Source organism: Capnocytophaga sputigena (genome assembly GCF_900446695.1).
In the GTDB taxonomy this organism is placed as follows: domain Bacteria; phylum Bacteroidota; class Bacteroidia; order Flavobacteriales; family Flavobacteriaceae; genus Capnocytophaga; species Capnocytophaga sputigena.
In genome coordinates this window covers 32,048-50,119 of record NZ_UAVP01000008.1, presented here as the reverse complement: position 1 = coordinate 50,119, position 18,072 = coordinate 32,048, and the positions used below count along the sequence as shown (strand labels likewise).

Genomic DNA, 18,072 nt, shown 5'->3' with positions numbered 1-18,072 from the left:
ATACGTTCAATTAAAATTTAATGATTACTTTAGTTTCTTTTATATCGGTGAGCGCAAAAAGCTGCTCTTTTTTTACAGTGATTTTTCCCTTGCCTACGGGTTTAGGTTCGCGGGTTTCCGTTTCGAGAACGGCTTTGCCTTCTTGCAATCCTTTGAGTACCCCCTCGTGAGTTTTGCCGTCGAGGGTAGTGATTTGCACAGTTCTGCCAGCGTTTTTAGTGTATTGGCGTTCCATTACAAAGGGTTCGGTAGCGCCAAAAGAGGTTACTTCTAAAGCGAAATCCACAGTTTCACGATCTAAAGCACCTTCTACAGCACGGCTGAGTTCTATACAATCATCTATACATACACCTTTATCGCCATCGATAGTGATGCGGATAGTATTATCAGTCCCCACGGTTAAATCGGTGAGGAAGAGTTCGGGGTGATTGCTTAAAGCTTTGTCTACTAACTCTTTAACTTGGTCTTTAAAATTCATTTTCTATAAAAAGAGGGGACTTAAATGTCCCCTCTGATGTTGTTTTTCGGGGCAAAGATACAACGATTTTTCTAAATAACAAGAAAAAAAGTAAAAAAAGTTTTGGAAATTAGATAAATAGGTGGTAGTTTTGGGGCTGTTATTTTAATCTCTCGGGCTGTTCCAATTTAAGTTTTTTTAAGGAGAAATCACTACTTTTTAGCTAAAAGTAGAATAATGAAATTAAAAGTATGAAAGTATATTTTTTGATATTATCATTATTCATTAGTACTCTTGTTTTGGCGCAAGAAAATAGCTTTTCTCAGCAAGATTCTATTATGTTGCTCAGTCAGCTTAAAGATAAAAGTTTTAAGATAGACAAAAGAGTAACAGTTGATTGCATTCCTTCCATAGATATGCATCACTCTACTACCTATAGCAGGGCAAAAGTAAAGAAGGCGTTTAGTGCTATTTTTGATGAGTTTTTCGAGAGAAAACTCAAAGAAAAAGATTTTAAGTTGTTCTATTATCCAGCTATGGATTATAATACTACACCAGAAACAGAGCATAAACTTTATGGTCTTGTTTTTAAGGAATATGAAGGTAAGGATGATGATCTTTTGAGGATTTATTGGTTTGAAAAAAAGGATAATAACTTTTATTTTATATGGATAGAATGTGCTATCAAGAATGAATAAGAAATGAGAAATGTAACTTTATTGTTAGGTATTTGGTGTTTGATTTGTGTGATGATCAACCCTCTTGTATTTTGGGAGATGTTGTTTAATAATTTTTTGCATACGAGTGATGATTTTAGGTATAATAATGCGGTTGAAATAATAGGGGGGACTATATTTTTTACTGCTTTTATAGTGTCGCCTATATTTCTTATTTATCAAACAGTGTTAAGGTTAATGCAAAAATCTCATTATAAAGTTTTTAGAATTGTAAAGGTTACCTATTTCTTTTTATTGTTGAATGTAGTTTTTTATAGCTTTATGTATTATATTTTGAGTAATGTAACAAAATAAACTTTAGGAATTAACGTAATAAAAGACCGATTTCACAAGAATTTATCAATAAAATGAAAAGAAAAGAAACTTTTTTCTTGTAAATAAAAAATAAAAGTCGTACATTTGCCTCATCAAAATGAATAAAATATATAAAAATGAAATATATACTTAACATAGTGATAGGAGTTTTTATGTTAGTTCTTTTGGGATGCAATGCTAAAGAAGAACCTGCTAATCCTCACGAAGACCCTAAAAAAGAAAAAACCAGAGAAGAGTTTATAAAAGAAAAACTTGGTATTCCTGCTGAAGCTCAAATAACGTATGAAGCTTTTGGCGTAGTGGGCTATCCATCTTATCTACTTGCTAAAAATAAAAAAACTTTTTACTTCTATAAATATGATGGTGATTACAAAGTTCTTGCTAAACATATTGAAACACTTCCTGAAGATATAGAATTTAGAGGTGAAAAAGTAGGTCAGATAAATACACAACGTATAGAACCTATTCTATTTCAAAAAAATAACATTGCAATCGGAGGCATTAGAGTATCATTTGCTATTGTAGAAAATCCTTCTTATACCAGCTTTCAGTATGAATATTATTCAAAAAAGTTTGTTTTAAGTGATGAAGCTGTAAAAGTAGTAGATATTCCTTATGAAATACAAGAAATAGAATATATGGAAGGAATAGGTTGTTTTATTGCTATGGCAGATAATTATCAATGGCGACTATTATACGATACCAATTGGAATTTGTGGGGAAAAGTGCCCTTGTATTTTCATAAAAATCCCTATTCTGGTAAAAAATCATTTGCTGTATTGAATAATGATAAGGAAGTAATTTTCTTTGAATTTAAAAATAATAAATTAGTAAAAAAATACACTGCAGCACTTCCTGAGAAAACTGATTGTATTGCTGAAATAAAATTTGAAAAGAACGAAATTTTAATCTATCTTTATAAAAATGGTAATAAAAAGAATTACTATTTCAAATTTACTGGAGAGGAACTAATGTTAGTCAATACATAATGCTATGAAAAAAATATATATACTTATTGTAGGATTTTCTATATTGGCACTCTCAGGGTGTAACACCAAGGACAATAATGATATTATTGGAGAAAAAGAAGAACCTAAAAAAGAAAAGACAAAAGATGAATTGTTAAAGGAAAAACTTAATATTCCTATAGAAGCTGAAATAATAGAGCAAACAATTCCTCGAATAGGTTTTCCTTCCGATGTGCTTGCGAAACACAATAATACGTTTTATTTTTATAAATATGATTCTCAAACCTATAAAGTGCTTTCTAAACACATAGAAATTCTTCCCGATAGTTTAACGTTTAGAGGTGAAAAAGTAGCCCAAATGGATACAAAACGCTTGCAACCCACTTTTGTGTATGTCAATGGATATGTGAGCGTAGTAACTATAAAGGTACAGTTCGAAGATGACGGCGATTTTGAATATGAACTATACAACAAAAAGGTTATCTTAAACGACGAAAATGTAAAAGTAGTAGATATCCCTTATAAAGTAGCCTCCATAAAATACCAAGAAGGCTTAGGGTATTTTGTAACTATAGAAGGAAATAGGGATAAACAATTGCTGTATGATGCTAATTGGGATTTCTGGGGTGAAATACCTATGCAAATCTATACCTATGATTGTTATCATATTAATAAAAAATATGCTGTCCTAAAAAATGAACATGAGATACTTCTCTTGGAATATCAAGGTAATGCTTTTGTAAAGAAATACGTAGGAGTTCTCCCCGAACTAATAACAGGTTATTATCCTAGCTTAAAAGTAGAAAAAGATATTGTCCAAATATATTTCTATAAAGAAGACAATATTAGTCATCAAAAGAATTACTATTTCAAATTCACAGGGAAAGAATTAATTTTGGTTAATATATAATACTATGAGAATACTTGTAACCTATTTGGTTTTAATAGTAATGATAGCTTGTACAAAAGAAGAGGCTACTTCTAAGGTAGAGAAAAATAACTCCAAGCAACAAAATATGGTGATAAAAGCTGAATATACTGATTATTACCATCCTTATATGACGTATGTTGCTGGAGTAAAAGGAAAAACTACTCTCTGTTGTTATACTGTTAAAAAAGGGAAAATCATCGCACAAGGAGAAAAAACGATGCCCCAGAAACTGAAAATACGAGAAAAATGGTTTGATTTCAATGAAGCAAAAATAGTAGTAAGCCATTGTGGTAGTGTAGTGCTAGCATCTTTAAAAGTAGACTATCCTAAAGTGGAGTCACCTGGATTTAGAATTTCTGAACCGGCTTGTTACAAAGAGCATCTTGTAATGGGAAGTGATAAGATATCAGCTATAGAAGTGGATAATATCAATACTATTAAGGCTTATGAAGGAATGGGATACCTTGTAAGTTCACCTGGACTTACTAGTGATCCATATCGTTACTACGATCCTCAATGGTCGTATGTAGGTCTCTTCTATCCATATACACAAATTGAAAATGATAGTAGAAACGGTTGGGATTACTTTGTAGTTGATATACAGAATGAAGTAGTACTTTTTAGAGTTGAAGGACAGCGGGTGATAGCTAAATATACTAAAAAACTACCATTTTCTCCTAAAGAAGAAATTATCCCCGAGTTTTCTAACACTAATAAAACAATCATTTTTAGAGATAAGGATGGACATCTGAAAAATTATATATTAGTGCTCAAAAATGAACAACTTGTAGAAAAAAAATAATTGAAACAATGAGAAAAATACTAATATACACTATATTTCTATTCCCCTTTATAGCTTGTCATCTAAAAGAGGAAGAACCCTCCAAACCTAAGGAAGAAATAACTGATAAAAATGACCCCTTTCAAGAATTTAAAAAAGAATTAGGTATTCCTCAAGAGGTAGAAATACAAGGTCAAGAATCAGGTTATCCCGATCCTGAAAATACTTATACTATAGGTAAATATAAAAATACTTTCTATTTTTATTTGATTAGAAACAAGAAGATTATAGCGCAACATCAAGAAACACTTCCTGAAAAAGTGATTATAGATGGACGTAACTTCAATACCGAGGAACTAAAACTAAATTTCTATAGAGATAATGAGGTGCGAGTAGGTCGTATAGTTGCACAACAACCTTTGGTAGAACCACAAGGATTTAGAGAAGATAAAGATAGATATTATCACAAAAAATTTGTCTTTTCCAATGATAAAATCTATGAAGTATCTCTTGAAAAACTATATGGTATTAGTAAAGAAGGAGACTTAGGTTTCTTTGTTCAAATTTATTCTAGAACCGATAGACCGCGATTGGCTTACAATAAAGAGTGGCAGCTATTAGGTAAAGTAGCAGGGTGGGGGCAAAGTAATTATTGGGAAAATGATACGTTCTATGCTATAAAAAACAAGAACACTCTTACCCTTTTTAGAATGAACAATAAGCAGGTTATAGCTAAGTATACCTATATACTTCCTTTCAGCGATGAAGATGTAGTGCCTATAATAGAAGCTCGCGAAAAATTCGAGATTTTCTTTGAAGATAATGAAGGTAATAAAAAAACATATAGTCTGAAATTCGAGAATGATAAAATTATTCCTAACACATAAAATTTAATTAATAACTAAAAAAATAGAGTCTTATGAAAAACATCTTAGTAACCACCGATTTTTCTGAGAAGTCTATCGCTTCTCTTCACGTAGCAATTGAATTGGCTAAGAAACACAAAGCTAAAATCTATTTGCTTCACGCGATAGAATTGCCAGTGCGCTTAATGACCGAGAGTCAAGTGTCTGTGCCTGAGGCTATGTATTTTCTCAACCTCACCAAACAGCGCTTTAACGATCTCCACAAAACTCTCAATACCGATGTAGAAATTCTTGATTTGGTAGAAACTTCGCCTTTGCCTGAAGCTGTGGAAAATGTAGTGAAAAAATACCATATCGACCTTGTGTTTATGGGTTCCAACGGTGCTTCAGGAGCAAAAGAACTCTTTATCGGTTCTAATGCCGAAAAAGTGATTCGCTCTGCCTCTGTACCTGTATTAGTAATTAAAAATCCACACGAAAAACTCAAAATCAAACACATAATGTTTGGTTGCGACTTCTCTAAACGATTTTTAAAACCTTTTGAAAAAGCGTTGAAATTAGCCAAACTCTTTGGCGCTAAAGTAGATTTGGTATATGTGAATACGCCTTATCAGTTCCTTACTACTCACGAAATCAACCACCGTATGGAAGAGTTTCTCAAAGAAGCTGAGCACGTGCGTCAGCATTACGAAACTCACGTATACAACGATATTCGTGTAGAAACAGGTATTCTCAACTACGTGAAAGATAATAAAATAGACCTTATTTGTATGTTCCCTAACGGACGCAAAGGTATCGCTCATTTCTTCAACGGCAGTATTAGTAGCGACCTCGTAAATCACTCTAATACTCCGGTACTTACTATTAGGGTAGAGAAAGAGAAATAGTAGTTTTTGTAGTATGGACTTTGCCAAAGTTTCCTGCTTATGTAGCTTGCACCTTTGGCAAAGTTTTTTTTGTGTCTACAAATTTACCAATCGGCAAATTTGCTAATTTGTAAATTATTTGTACCTTTGCCCCGAATTACATAAATGAACACTTGGGGTCGACCGGTTTTGACAGTAAGTGACATTGAACAGTAAGCATACCGAGCTGTGAAATGAATGCTCGTTAATCTCTATTTCAAAATTTTAAATGGCGAGAATAACTACGCTCTTGCTGCCTAATCTGAAGTTTAGTAAGATTGCTGGCTAAGTCCCTACAAGGTAGGGAAGCGAGATGTCTCTGAAAAGCCCTTGTTGACGGCGTTTCGTACAGAGGCACCATAAAAGTCAACATTGAACCTGCGGTACGCTTCTGCTAAGGGTTCTTAATTTTAGGAAGCTAAGCGTAAAATGGGCGGTGCTCGGTCAGTTTTACGACGAAAATCAAACGAGTACTAAGTATGTAGAAAGCTCTTTGATGACTTATTTGGACGAGAGTTCGATTCTCTCCGACTCCACTAAACAAGTAACAGGCAATAGATAACACGTAACAATTACAAGTTGATAGGTTATTGATTGCCTTTTTTTGTTTTTAACCATTTTCTAATTTGATAATCCCCTAATTTGCTAATTATACTGTGTGGATCGTAATTCGTGAAAATATAAAAATAGCTCTCGATAGCATTCGCGGACAGCTATTGCGCACTATTCTCACCGTGCTCATTATCGCTATTGGTATTACTGCATTGGTGGGTATCCTCAGTGTGATTACCGCTTTGCGCAATACCCTCGAAGGTAACTTCTCTTCTATGGGAGCAAACACCTTCTCTATAACTCGTTATCAGTATACTCAGCGTGCTGAAGGTAGCGGAACTACCCAAAAACCTCATCCTTATATCACTTATCAAGAGGCAACTGCTTTCAAAGAACAGTTCAATAGTCCGTTTGCCAAAACAAGCATTTCTATAAATGTCGCTTCAGCAGCCGAAGTGAAGTACGAAAACAAAAAAACCGACCCGTTAGCGGTAGTAATAGGAGTAGATGAGTACTATATCAGTAATTCAGGATTAGAAATAGAGGAAGGACGTGATTTTAGTGATTTTGATATCCAAAACAACAGCAAAGTATGTGTCATAGGTCCCGATTTTAAGAAAACTCTCTTCAAAGATATAAATCCTATCGGAAAAACTATTTCTATACGTGGGTATAAATTCAAAGTAATAGGGGTGCTCAAAGAGCAGAGTTCTTCTTTTGGTAACTACGAAAATTTTCAAGTGCTCATCCCCTTAGGTATTGCACGTTCTGCTTTTCCTGTAGATAATCCCAACTTCCAATTAAAAATAAGCGCCCAAAGTAAAGATCAACTCGACGGATTGGTAGATGATGCTATCGTCGTGATGCGCAACCTTCGTCAGTTAGCGCCTTTACAAGAGAATAATTTTGGCATAGAACGTAGTGATGACCTTTTGCAACGTATAGGTAATATCACAGGTACACTCACCATTGCAGGTTTTGTAATTGGGCTCATCACCATTTTAGGTTCCTCCATAGCCTTACTGAATATTATGCTCGTTTCAGTAACCGAACGCACCAAGGAAATAGGCATTCGCAAAGCATTAGGAGCAAAACGCAAATCCATAACCTTGCAGTTCTTTACCGAAACTTTGCTTATTGCACAAATGGGAGCTATTGCTGGTATTATATTAGGTATCAGTTTAGGATTTGTGATAGCCAAAGCCGTAAAATTTCAATTTACTATTCCTTGGGGCGTGATAGCAATAGCCATTATTATTGCAGTAGTAGTATCTGTAATTTCTGGCTTGTACCCCGCGATGAAAGCCTCAAAATTAGACCCCGTTGAAGCATTGAGATATGAATAAAATAGTACATAACATCGTTTTAGCTTGCGTAGCTTTGCTAACTTTCCAAAGCTGTTCACAACCCACCCCCGTAAATCAAAATCCAAACATCACCGCTGATAATCTCGTTGAAGAGATTGCAAAACAAGTTAAACACTATAATTATGAACCTATCTATCAAGTAGATTTTAAATTTGGTCATTGTTACATTGAATTGTATATAAATGATATCTTAGCCTATAAAAACTACGGAGAAGGAGGGTCTAGTAGTTTTACAATAAATCCATATCTTTTGAATTTTTCAAATCAAACGATAAAGCTAAGGATGTATGCTACAGAAGAATTTGGAGAATTTTTGAACAATTCAACTGTTGTATTAGAAATAGGTAGTTATGATAATCAAAATCGTTTTTCTATTGAAAAACAACAAGACAAAATATTTACCTATCATACTCCAGAAGACGAAAATGGCTTTTTTAAATTTGCAGGGAAAAAATACTTTGAACAAACAGTAACCTTTACGCTTCCTGATGTGCCTTATAAAATAGAAGGTTGGAAAGATAGTCAAGATTTAAGAAATTTTGATAAGAAGCTCTTGGAGCAAAAAGTATTACAAGCTTATCAAATGATTCAAAAATCATTTAAAGAGCGTGATTTAGACAAAATAGCTCAATTCTCATATAATAAAATGAAAGACCAAGCCATTGCCCAATATTTTGATGAAGAAGAAGTGCAAGAGGGATGGGAAGAACTTATTTCCATTGCAGGTGCTGATAATTTAGAATTCTTTCCATTAGAAAATTATGAGTTAGTTTTTTATGGAGAGGGTAGATTAGTGGGCTTAAAAAGCAAAAAGAAAGACAAAGGTTTTCGAGGAGCTTCTGCATTGTTGTGTAAGTTTAAAAGAGAAGGAAAATGGGTAGGTGCTGAATTGGACTACTTATTACATATTCCTAAAGGCGAAACAGAATTTAAAGTGTATTAATATGAATATACCTCTTATGTTCAATAACCTCCATATAGAAAATGAACCCGTAAATATTCCATTGCCCAGTGGTATTACCCTCACTATAAAACGTGAAGACAAGAACCACCCTTTTGTGTCGGGTAACAAGCTTCGCAAACTCAAGTATAACATTGCCAAAGCACAAGAGGAAGGCAAGGATACCATCCTCACTTTTGGAGGGGCTTATTCTAATCACATTGCTGCTACAGCCGCTGCAGGGCAAATTGTAGGTTTGAAAACTATTGGTGTGATCCGCGGGGACGAATTAAAATCTAAAGTAGATGTTAATACGACGTTAAAGTTTGCTAAATCTTGTGGAATGGATTTTCTATTTGTGAGTCGTGAAGATTACCGACAAAAACATACACCCGAATTCTTGGAGAATCTCCTGAAACGCTATGGTAATAATGTTTATATAGCCCCCGAAGGTGGTACTAATGCGCTGGCAGTGAGGGGATGTGAGGAAATTCTTACCCCCGAAGATAGTGTTTTTGATGTAATATGTAGTGCTGTGGGTACTGGTGGTACCATCTCTGGGCTTATTAATGCAAGTGCTAATCATCAGAAAGTCATAGGGTTTCCTGCTCTCAAAGGCGAGTTTCTTAGCGAGGTAATCAAGCAATATACTACCAAAACAAATTGGGAGTTGATACACGATTATCACTTCGGTGGTTATGCAAAAGTGAACGATGAATTGGTAGATTTTTTAAATGATTTTAACAGTCAAACAAAAATTTTATTGGACCCTATATATGTAGGTAAAATGATTTTTGCTATCTTTGCCCTCTCAAAGCAAGGGTATTTTGCGCCCAATACCCGCATTTTAGCCATCCATACTGGTGGTTTACAAGGAATTAAGGGCTTTAACAACGAACGAATTAAAAAACATAAAAGTATATTGAATTATGATGAAAAGATTTAGTTTGCTATTACTATTTCTCTTTATAATATCATCTTGCTCTGAACAGAATTATAAAAATGGAAAAAATTCTAATTCTGTAATTTATCGTGGGCAACGACCTACACCCCGTGTCGAGGTGAAAAAACCTACCCATTCTGAGCTTGCACAAAGGAACAAAGCCCTCGCGGATTCAAAACTCAACCGCAAAGATTTCGTGGAAGACGATTTCCACGAAGTACCTCCTGCTTTACAAGTAACAGGGGCGGTTACTCAAAAGTATATAGAGGATTACAAGGATATTGCTATGGTGGAAATGCAACGCTATAACATTCCTGCAAGTATCACCTTGGCACAAGGTATCTTAGAAAGTGGTTCAGGGCAAGGTCGCTTGGCTCGTTATGGCAATAACCATTTCGGTATCAAATGTCACGCTACTTGGAATGGCAAAACTATTACCCACGACGACGACGAGAAAAGCGAGTGCTTCCGCCGTTATAAATATGCTTACGAATCCTTTGAAGATCACTCTCAATTCTTGGTAAAACGCGGTAGATATAGCTCTTTGTTTGAGTTAGACCCTACCGATTACGAATCGTGGGCTCACGGACTCAAAAAAGCGGGCTACGCTACCGATCCTGCCTATGCTAAAAAATTGATTGCTCTTATCAAGAAATTCAACTTGCATCTGTACGACAATCAGGTAATTGCAATGAAGGGCGCAGAACTCAAAATGCCTAATACCGATGTCATTTCAACACCTACACCTAAAATTGCAGCAAAAGAAACTACACAACCAGCAGCGCAGCCAGTAGTTAAGGAAATAGCTAAACCAGTAGTCAAAGAAACACCAAAATCGGTAGTCAAAGAAACACCTAAAGTTATAGCTAAAGCCGAAACACCTAAAGCTCCTGTAGCTAAACCTGCTTCAGCACCTGCTAAAGAGAGTCCTGTCAAAAAAGAGGCAATTGCTCAAGTGTTTTATCAAGTGCAAACAGGCGATACTTTGTATAAAATAGCACGTGAGCAGCAAGTGCCTGTACAACAACTGATGAAACTCAACAATTTTGATGATGTAGCCAGCAGTAATCTAAAAGTGGGGCAACAAATTCGTGTAAACTAATGACTTTTGCCGAGTTAAAAGCCCATATTCACAACTGCTTACAACCTTTGTATCCTAAGAGTGAAATCAATTCTTTTTATTTTATTCTCTTGGAGCACTATGTTAACTATACTACAGCCGATGTATTAGCCAATGCTGATACACTCCTTACAGATGATATAAAACAATCTATACAACAAGCGATTACAGAATTACAAACAGCCAAACCCATACAATACATTTTGGGCGAAACTGAGTTCTTCTCTAATCGTTTTTTTGTAGATGAAAACGTCCTCATACCCCGACCCGAAACCGAAGAATTAGTCGATTGGGTATTGCAAACTTATCCTGATAAAAACTATCCATTGCACATTTTAGATATAGGCACTGGCAGTGGTTGTATTCCGATTTCATTAGCGAAAGCCTTGCCCAAGTCTGTGGTGACAGCTATAGACGTTTCGCCTAAAGCTATAACCGTGGCACAGCGCAATGCCGACCGCAATGGAGTAAAAATTCAGTTTTTGCAATGTGATATTTTACAAACCAAAACACTTCCACAAAAGTATGATGTGATCATTTCTAATCCTCCTTATGTACGTGAATTAGAAAAGACTGAAATGCATAGCAATGTGCTTAGTTACGAACCTCATTTAGCCCTTTTTGTTCCCAACGAGCGCCCACTGTTATTCTATGAACAAATAGCCTCTCTCGCTCAACGATATCTAAAGCCTGAAGGCAGTTTGTTTTTTGAAATCAATCAGTATTTAGCAGCCGAAATGCAAGCGATGTTAACCCAAAAAAACTTTGCCGAAATCATACTCCGCCAAGATCTTTCTGGTAATGATCGTATGCTTTGCGCTCACACCTTTACCAAAGTTAAATAACATCAGTTCAATATAACAAAAAATTGATTTACAGTAGTATAACACAATATATTTACAAAAATAATTCACTGTCAGGTGAAAATTCGTGAAATTACTTACCTTGAACTTACGTTAAATAAACTCTGATAACTCTGAGAGTACTGAGATCTCCAAGAGCTCTGATACTCAGAGAACTCCCATCCCCTCGAACTCAGTGTCTTACTATTGAAAATTTGCTATTTCAAAAAAAAGTATTACCTTTGCAAAAATTACTGAGTGGGTCTTGTAGTTCAACGGATAGAATAGAAGTTTCCTAAACTTTTGATCCAAGTTCGATTCTTGGCAGGACCACTTGTTTTAATCAGTAAAGATTATGAAAGATTTAAATGTATACATCGAAGAGTTGCTCTACAAACACCAATGTGTGATTATCCCTAAATTCGGAGCATTTATCTCTAATAGAAAATCAGCTAAAATGGCTGACGATAAGACTTTCGATCCCCCTAAGCGCGAGCTTAGTTTCAACGCAAGCCTCAATTCTAACGATGGCTTGTTGATGAAATATGTATCAGAACAATCTGGTATCGACTACAAACTCGTAGAAGATTATATAAATCTTGCCGTAGAAGGATGGAAACGCATCTTGCAGCAGGAACAACCTTTAGAGTTAGAAAGAATAGGTACTTTGCGCCAAACACGTGAAGGACGCGTTTCTTTTGAACCTGCTAATGATGTGAATTATCTTACCGACTCTTTCGGTATGGGACCCTTTGTGCCTCACGAAGTTACTACTTCCGACCTTCAAATCGCTGAAAATCAAATAAAACCTACAATAGACCCTCAATCAATTCTTCCTCCTGAAGAAAAATCGCTCGCAGCTATAGAGAGTCCTGTTTCACAACCAGCTCCTCCTATAGAACCTGTTTCACAGCCCGAGGTGCAAAATGTAACTCCTCCTCAGCCTAATAAAAACAAAAAGCAATTCAAACTGCGCCCTTATATCAAATATACTGCCGTGGCAATGTTAGGATTGGCAATTTTGGCTTATGGAGCTTATGCGTTGTTTAGTGAAAAACTTGCTAATGGTAATTCCGATGAACAGCAATATGTAATTACTGATAGCTTGGTGCAAGAGCGTTTGAATCAGCAACTTAGTGAAGCAGCGGTGTTTACCCCTCCTATCACTATGCCGGTAATTACACTCACTCCAGAAAAAGGTAAGGCAAAGCCTAAAACTAATAATACAGTTGCCGAATCACCTAAACCTACAAAACCAGAGTCTGCCCCAACACAAGCTACTGCAGCCGCTAAACCTACACAAGCTACAGCAGGTACTAAACCTGCACAAGCTACCGCAGGTACTAAACCTACACAAGCTACAGCGGGTACTAAACCTACACAAGCTACAGCAGGTACTAAACCTACGCAAGCCACAGCAGGTACTAAGCCTACGCAAGCTACAGCGGGTACTAAACCTACACAAGCTACAACAAGTGCCAAACCTGCTAACACAAGTGCTCCAAGCAGCCCTAGTAAACCATCTCCTTTGGCTAACAAAAAATACCAAGTGATTGCAGGGGCTTTTAGTTCCGAGAAAAATGCACAAGCTCGTGTACAACAACTTAGAAAGATAGGATACCCTAATGCTTTTGTGTTAGGCGTAAATGCTAAAGGTTTATACCAAGTAAGCTATGGTGGTTTCGATTCTCCCGATGAAGCAAGACTACAACAACGCGAAGTACAAGCATCCAAACAAGAGAAAAAACTCGATGGTGGATGGATACTCACTCAACCCTAAAAAAATGATACCATACAAGAAAACCCCTTCTGATTCACGTACCATACTCACCGACCTCGTACTACCTGGCGAAACCAATCACCTAAACGCTATGTTTGGGGGCGAGCTCCTCGCTCGTATGGATAGAGCCGCAAGTATTGCCTCTCAGCGCCATTCTGGGCGTGCTACAGTTACTGTATCGGTAAATCACGTAGCCTTCACCCATAGCATACGCGTAGGGAGTATAGTAACCGTAGAAGCTGCTATTTCTCGCGCTTTCTCCTCTTCTATGGAGGTGTATATAGATGTGTGGATGGAAAATACTTATGGTGAACGCACCAAAGCTACCGAGGCTATCTACTCGTTCGTAGCGGTAGACGAAAATGGTCGCCCCGTAAAAGTACCCGACTTAGAACCCGAAACCGAGCTCGAAAAAGAGCGATATAAAGGCGCTCTGCAACGTCGCCAGCTCAGTTTGGTGATTGCCGGCAAACTCTCTCCTCACGATGCTACCGAGCTAAAAGCCCTATTCACCGAGTTAGAAAATAGTTGATGTAATAGTAGAACCGCCAATGTAAAAGGCGGTTTTTTGTCTTAAAAATAAAGAAAAAATGACCTTATCAGAAGAAAATCACTTGAAAGCTATCTTTCATCTCTATGCCGATACTAAAGAAGCTGTCAGCACCAATGCTATTGCCGAAGTGATGAATAACAAAGCTTCATCGGTAACCGATATGCTCAAAAAATTAGCCGATAAACAACTCATCAACTACGTGAAATACCAAGGGGTTACCCTTACCAAAAAAGGTACTCAAAAAGCCATCAGCATCATTCGCAAACACCGCTTGTGGGAAGTGTTTTTGGTAGAAAAACTCAACTTTTCTTGGGACGAAGTGCACGAAATAGCCGAAGAGTTAGAACATATCCAGTCCGAAAAATTGATAGAACGCCTCGATGCTTTCTTAGGCTTTCCTCAAAAAGACCCTCACGGCGACCCAATTCCTAATAAAGAGGGCGTTTTCACTACCACTATCCAAACCCTTTTAAGCGAACTCAAGCAAGGCGATAAGGGAGTGTGTGTAGCAGTAAAGAACACCTCTAAGGAGTTTTTGGTATATCTCAATAAAATGAATATTGCTTTGGGCGACGAGATAGAAGTACTCAGTAAAGAACCTTTTGACGACTCTATGTTCCTATTAGTAAATGATAAACATATCAATCTATCTGCAATGGTTTGCAGAAATATATATGTCAATGGAAATATTAAAGAAAAATGAATAAGAAAAAACTAACCCTCATTATAGCCCTAATTGCTGTAATAATAGCTGGAGCTTATTGCACCTATAATTATTTTAGCAAACTCCGTTTTGAAGAGAAAACAATAGAACGCAGCGACGAAAATTGCGAAGACGATTGCTTCTCAGTGAGCTTGAATTATTTGCACTGCAAAGGCAATAGCGAGTTCGCACAGAATTTCAATAAAGAAATAGAAATGCAAATCTCTAACTTCCTCCTTTCTAATGAGGATACTTTGCAAGTGGAAGGTATCAGTATTGAAAAAGCCTTAGATAGTTTGAGCAATGACTACTACAAACTTCACGGTCATTTCCCCGATCTCCCAGCTTTCGAGTTTATTGTTACCGATAGCATTATGTGGCAGAATAGCAAAATGTTATCTTTAGTCTCTAAACGCTATGCTGCTACTGGTGAAGCGCAACCTATACAAACTAAAGTGTTCACTCACTTTGCACTCGATAACGGTGAGGTAATTACTAATGAAAATCTTTTTACTGATGACCAAAAAGTAACTCAAATTGCCGAACGCTATTTCAAAAAAGCAAAAGAGAACGCTCCTGAAAATCAATTAGCCGATAAAAAAATAGATTTTGAAGATGGAGTATTTTGCCTTCCTAACAAAATGGGAATTGCTGCCGATGCTCTCATCTTGTACTACGATCCTTTTGAAATTGCACCTTATTTAGATAAACCTTTTGAAGTGAAAGTGCCTATCAAAGAGATTATGCCTTACCTCACTTTCGCCGATCATAAATAATATAATGAAAGAACAATTAGCAACACTCCATAACGCTCTCTTACAAAAAACTGAAATAGAAGGTCTCGCTTTTTTAGCTGAACAATTTCCTAATGAAATTGTCTTCTCTACTAGCTTTGGATTGGAAGACCAAGCTGTTACACATCTCATTTTGGCGAACCAAATCCCTATCAGTATTTTTACTTTAGATACAGGGCGCTTGTTCAACGAAACTTATTCAGTTTGGGAAAGTACTGATGAACGTTACAACACACACATCTTGCCCTATTATCCTAAAACAACTGATATAGAAGAGTATGTACATAAAAATGGACCTCTATCATTCTACCGTTCAGTAGAACTCCGCAAAGAGTGCTGCCATATCCGCAAGGTAGAACCTCTTGGCAGAGCGCTCAAAGGTAAAAAGGTATGGGTCACAGGACTCCGTGCCGACCAAAGTACAGCCCGCAAAGACCTCCCTATACTCGAGTGGGACGATACCTTTCAGCTCTTTAAGTATAACCCTATACTCCACTGGACTTTCGAAGATACCAAAGCCTTTATTAAAGCGCATAACATTCCGTACAACGTATTGCACGACAAAGGTTTTGTGAGCATAGGTTGCGCTCCTTGTACCCGCGCTATCAAAGAAGGTGAAGATTTTCGTGCCGGTCGTTGGTGGTGGGAAAGCAATAGCAAAAAGGAATGCGGTCTCCACGAACATAAATAAATTGACAAATTGATAATATGACTTTTTTCAAAACCCTCTTAGCTACAATTTTAGGATTCTTTATCTCTATGGGGATATGTCTCCTCCTTTTCCTTGTCTTCATTTCTGTGATGATAGGTTCAGTAGTAGGAAGCTCCTCAGGTGAAGAAATAACCGTGAAAGACAATTCAGTATTAGAACTCGCTTTCAACGAGCCTCTTACCGACTATGGTGAGCGTGTTAGTTTTAAGGATTTCGACTATACCTCTCAGTCTTACAACGGACTGAACACTACCCTTAAAGCTATTCAAAATGCCAAAATCGATAAACGTATCAAGGGTATTTACCTCAAAAGTACGGGTAATATTGGCGGTTTGGCGTTTGCTCAAGAACTGCGCAAAGCCCTAATAGATTTCAAAACTTCTGGAAAATTCGTCTTAGCTTATAACGATGAAATTTCTCAACTCGACTATTATCTTCAAAGTGTTGCCGATAAAATTTATATAAGTCAGCTGGGAAGTGTTGCTTTGCGGGGACTTTCTTCCGAAGTGCTTTTCTTCAAAGGTTTGCAAGAGAAAACAGGGGTGCAAATGGAAGTCATTCGCCACGGTAAATACAAAAGTGCTGTAGAACCTTTCTTAGACAATAAGATGAGCGATAACAACCGATTGCAAATCTCACAATTGCTCAATGCAATGTGGGGTGTGATTGCTGCCGATATCTCTCAAAGCCGCAACATCTCTGTCGAAAAGCTTAACGAAATTGCTACAAATGTAAACGGACGTAATGCCCAACTTGCTAAAAACAACGGATTAGTAGACGATATCCTCTACCGTGATGAGTTTGAGAAAATTATCTGCGACAAAACCGGTAGCAAGAGTATTGATAAAGTAGATTTTATCAATATAGAAGATTACGCTGAAGCAGTGGTGGGTAAAGCCACAGAGCATAAAACTAAAGATAAAATCGCGGTTATCTATGCCGATGGCGAGATTATGCAAGGCGAAGGTCGTGCCGAAGTAGTGGGTAACGAAACCATTATCCGTGCTTTGCGCAAAGCCGCCGATAAAAAAGAAGTAAAAGCAATTGTCCTCCGCATCAATTCCCCTGGCGGTGATGCCTTAGCTTCAGAGTTGATGCATCGAGAAATAGAGATAACTAAAAAGAAGAAAAAGGTATATGTGTCTATGGGTAATTACGCTGCTTCAGGTGGTTATTATATAGCTTGTAATGCCAATCGCATTTTTGCTGAAGAAGGTACCATTACAGGATCTATCGGGGTATTTGGCGTGATTCCTAACGTAAATGCTTTAGCTACTAATTGGGGTATAACTGCCGAAACGGTAAGCACTCACCCTAATGCTCAATGGTATAGCCTTTATCAAAAGCCTACTGAACAATTCAGAAAAGAAATGACCGAATCTATTGAACAAGTGTATACTGTATTTTTAGACCGTGTAGCCCAAGGACGTGGCAAAACAGTAGCTCAAATAGACTCTATCGCACAAGGAAGAGTGTGGAGTGGTAAAGAAGCCCTTGCTAATGGTTTGGTAGATGAACTCGGTTCTCTCAACGATGCTATTGCCTACGCCGCTAAAGATAACGGACTTAAAGAATATCGTACGATTTCTTATCCTGTATTCGAGATGGATTTCAAAACAATGTTCCGCCGTTTTGGTGCTCAGTTAAGAGGAAATAACCTGCGTGACGAAATGGGGGTAGAAGCTTATGAAGTATATCAGCAGATAAAACGCATCGCCCAACAACGCGGGGTACAAGCCCGTTTAGAATATGATGTGAAACTGAAATAGTTATGGACTTTAACACAAAATTAACATCCTAAAACTT

The 18,072-nt window shown here is 37.0% G+C and carries 18 protein-coding genes, 1 tRNA gene and 1 other RNA gene; 19 read left to right on the top strand and 1 reads right to left on the bottom strand.

The genetic code is table 11. The annotated features are described in order from the left end of the window. Positions 1–10: 10 nt before the first annotated feature. On the bottom strand, positions 11–478 hold the full coding sequence (gene rimP / locus DR017_RS06595; protein ID WP_002679480.1) for a ribosome assembly cofactor RimP: 468 nt from the start codon (positions 476–478) through the stop codon (positions 11–13). Positions 479–708: 230 nt separating this feature from the next. Between rimP and DR017_RS06590 the strand changes: the two genes are divergently transcribed. The 19 genes from DR017_RS06590 to sppA all read left to right on the top strand — a co-directional run bounded on the left by DR017_RS06590 (position 709) and on the right by sppA (position 18,035). Next, complete coding sequence (locus DR017_RS06590; RefSeq protein WP_002679359.1) at positions 709–1,155, top strand: hypothetical protein; 447 nt, start codon at positions 709–711, stop codon at positions 1,153–1,155. A 470-nt stretch (positions 1,156–1,625) separates the two neighbouring features. Further along, positions 1,626–2,498, top strand: coding sequence for a hypothetical protein (locus tag DR017_RS06580; protein WP_002679345.1), 873 nt, complete (start codon positions 1,626–1,628; stop codon positions 2,496–2,498). 4 nt (positions 2,499–2,502) lie between these two features. Beyond that, entirely contained in the window at positions 2,503–3,387 is an 885-nt protein-coding gene (locus DR017_RS06575; RefSeq protein ID WP_002679488.1) for a hypothetical protein, read from the top strand. A gap of 4 nt (positions 3,388–3,391) precedes the next feature. Continuing rightward, on the top strand, positions 3,392–4,210 hold the full coding sequence (locus DR017_RS06570) for a hypothetical protein (protein WP_040361185.1): 819 nt from the start codon (positions 3,392–3,394) through the stop codon (positions 4,208–4,210). An 8-nt stretch (positions 4,211–4,218) separates the two neighbouring features. After that, positions 4,219–5,076 (top strand): hypothetical protein, encoded by an 858-nt coding sequence (locus DR017_RS06565; protein ID WP_002679497.1) that lies wholly within the window; start codon positions 4,219–4,221, stop codon positions 5,074–5,076. Positions 5,077–5,108: 32 nt separating this feature from the next. Beyond that, positions 5,109–5,942, top strand: coding sequence for a universal stress protein (locus DR017_RS06560; RefSeq protein WP_002679390.1), 834 nt, complete (start codon positions 5,109–5,111; stop codon positions 5,940–5,942). A gap of 154 nt (positions 5,943–6,096) precedes the next feature. Beyond that, positions 6,097–6,499, top strand: a transfer-messenger RNA (tmRNA) gene (ssrA, locus tag DR017_RS06555). Positions 6,500–6,616: 117 nt separating this feature from the next. Continuing rightward, positions 6,617–7,858, top strand: a complete 1,242-nt coding sequence (locus DR017_RS06550) for an ABC transporter permease (RefSeq protein WP_002679379.1) — start codon at positions 6,617–6,619, stop codon at positions 7,856–7,858. Then, a complete protein-coding gene (locus tag DR017_RS06545) occupies positions 7,851–8,822 on the top strand; it encodes a hypothetical protein (protein ID WP_002679474.1) in 972 nt (323 codons plus the stop codon). Before DR017_RS06550 ends, DR017_RS06545 begins: the two co-directional genes overlap by 8 nt. 1 nt (position 8,823) lies before the next feature. Further along, positions 8,824–9,765, top strand: a complete 942-nt coding sequence (locus tag DR017_RS06540; protein ID WP_002679336.1) for a 1-aminocyclopropane-1-carboxylate deaminase/D-cysteine desulfhydrase — start codon at positions 8,824–8,826, stop codon at positions 9,763–9,765. Further along, positions 9,749–10,864: a glucosaminidase domain-containing protein gene (locus DR017_RS06535; RefSeq protein WP_002679285.1), complete on the top strand. Its 1,116-nt coding sequence runs from the start codon at positions 9,749–9,751 to the stop codon at positions 10,862–10,864. The genes DR017_RS06540 and DR017_RS06535 overlap by 17 nt, the downstream gene beginning before the upstream one ends. Then, positions 10,864–11,727, top strand: a complete 864-nt coding sequence (prmC, locus tag DR017_RS06530) for a peptide chain release factor N(5)-glutamine methyltransferase (RefSeq protein ID WP_002679370.1) — start codon at positions 10,864–10,866, stop codon at positions 11,725–11,727. The genes DR017_RS06535 and prmC overlap by 1 nt, the downstream gene beginning before the upstream one ends. Positions 11,728–11,985: 258 nt before the next feature. Next, positions 11,986–12,057: transfer RNA gene (locus DR017_RS06525), tRNA-Arg, on the top strand. Between the two features lie 22 nt (positions 12,058–12,079). Then, on the top strand, positions 12,080–13,504 hold the full coding sequence (locus DR017_RS06520) for an HU domain-containing protein (protein ID WP_002679224.1): 1,425 nt from the start codon (positions 12,080–12,082) through the stop codon (positions 13,502–13,504). A gap of 4 nt (positions 13,505–13,508) precedes the next feature. Further along, the gene (locus DR017_RS06515) at positions 13,509–14,036 is read left to right on the top strand and encodes an acyl-CoA thioesterase (protein WP_040361219.1); all 528 of its coding nucleotides are present in this window, start codon (positions 13,509–13,511) and stop codon (positions 14,034–14,036) included. 58 nt (positions 14,037–14,094) lie between these two features. Beyond that, the gene (locus DR017_RS06510; RefSeq protein WP_002679248.1) at positions 14,095–14,760 is read left to right on the top strand and encodes a metal-dependent transcriptional regulator; all 666 of its coding nucleotides are present in this window, start codon (positions 14,095–14,097) and stop codon (positions 14,758–14,760) included. After that, positions 14,757–15,536, top strand: coding sequence for a DUF3298 and DUF4163 domain-containing protein (locus DR017_RS06505; protein WP_002679521.1), 780 nt, complete (start codon positions 14,757–14,759; stop codon positions 15,534–15,536). Before DR017_RS06510 ends, DR017_RS06505 begins: the two co-directional genes overlap by 4 nt. Positions 15,537–15,540: 4 nt before the next feature. Further along, positions 15,541–16,245, top strand: coding sequence for a phosphoadenylyl-sulfate reductase (locus DR017_RS06500; protein ID WP_002679403.1), 705 nt, complete (start codon positions 15,541–15,543; stop codon positions 16,243–16,245). Between the two features lie 17 nt (positions 16,246–16,262). Continuing rightward, a complete protein-coding gene (gene sppA / locus DR017_RS06495; protein ID WP_002679451.1) occupies positions 16,263–18,035 on the top strand; it encodes a signal peptide peptidase SppA in 1,773 nt (590 codons plus the stop codon). Positions 18,036–18,072 lie beyond the last annotated feature (37 nt).

What these genes read in the sequence shown, in the direction of transcription:
- rimP (WP_002679480.1), bottom strand. Translation starts at nt 478, where the DNA reads ATGAATTTTAAAGACCAAGTTAAAGAGTTAGTAGACAAAGCTTTAAGC.
- DR017_RS06590 (WP_002679359.1), top strand. Translation starts at nt 709, where the DNA reads ATGAAAGTATATTTTTTGATATTATCATTATTCATTAGTACTCTTGTT.
- DR017_RS06580 (WP_002679345.1), top strand. Translation starts at nt 1,626, where the DNA reads ATGAAATATATACTTAACATAGTGATAGGAGTTTTTATGTTAGTTCTT.
- DR017_RS06575 (WP_002679488.1), top strand. Translation starts at nt 2,503, where the DNA reads ATGAAAAAAATATATATACTTATTGTAGGATTTTCTATATTGGCACTC.
- DR017_RS06570 (WP_040361185.1), top strand. Translation starts at nt 3,392, where the DNA reads ATGAGAATACTTGTAACCTATTTGGTTTTAATAGTAATGATAGCTTGT.
- DR017_RS06565 (WP_002679497.1), top strand. Translation starts at nt 4,219, where the DNA reads ATGAGAAAAATACTAATATACACTATATTTCTATTCCCCTTTATAGCT.
- DR017_RS06560 (WP_002679390.1), top strand. Translation starts at nt 5,109, where the DNA reads ATGAAAAACATCTTAGTAACCACCGATTTTTCTGAGAAGTCTATCGCT.
- DR017_RS06545 (WP_002679474.1), top strand. Translation starts at nt 7,851, where the DNA reads ATGAATAAAATAGTACATAACATCGTTTTAGCTTGCGTAGCTTTGCTA.
- DR017_RS06540 (WP_002679336.1), top strand. Translation starts at nt 8,824, where the DNA reads ATGAATATACCTCTTATGTTCAATAACCTCCATATAGAAAATGAACCC.
- DR017_RS06535 (WP_002679285.1), top strand. Translation starts at nt 9,749, where the DNA reads ATGATGAAAAGATTTAGTTTGCTATTACTATTTCTCTTTATAATATCA.
- prmC (WP_002679370.1), top strand. Translation starts at nt 10,864, where the DNA reads ATGACTTTTGCCGAGTTAAAAGCCCATATTCACAACTGCTTACAACCT.
- DR017_RS06520 (WP_002679224.1), top strand. Translation starts at nt 12,080, where the DNA reads ATGAAAGATTTAAATGTATACATCGAAGAGTTGCTCTACAAACACCAA.
- DR017_RS06515 (WP_040361219.1), top strand. Translation starts at nt 13,509, where the DNA reads ATGATACCATACAAGAAAACCCCTTCTGATTCACGTACCATACTCACC.
- DR017_RS06510 (WP_002679248.1), top strand. Translation starts at nt 14,095, where the DNA reads ATGACCTTATCAGAAGAAAATCACTTGAAAGCTATCTTTCATCTCTAT.
- DR017_RS06505 (WP_002679521.1), top strand. Translation starts at nt 14,757, where the DNA reads ATGAATAAGAAAAAACTAACCCTCATTATAGCCCTAATTGCTGTAATA.
- DR017_RS06500 (WP_002679403.1), top strand. Translation starts at nt 15,541, where the DNA reads ATGAAAGAACAATTAGCAACACTCCATAACGCTCTCTTACAAAAAACT.
- sppA (WP_002679451.1), top strand. Translation starts at nt 16,263, where the DNA reads ATGACTTTTTTCAAAACCCTCTTAGCTACAATTTTAGGATTCTTTATC.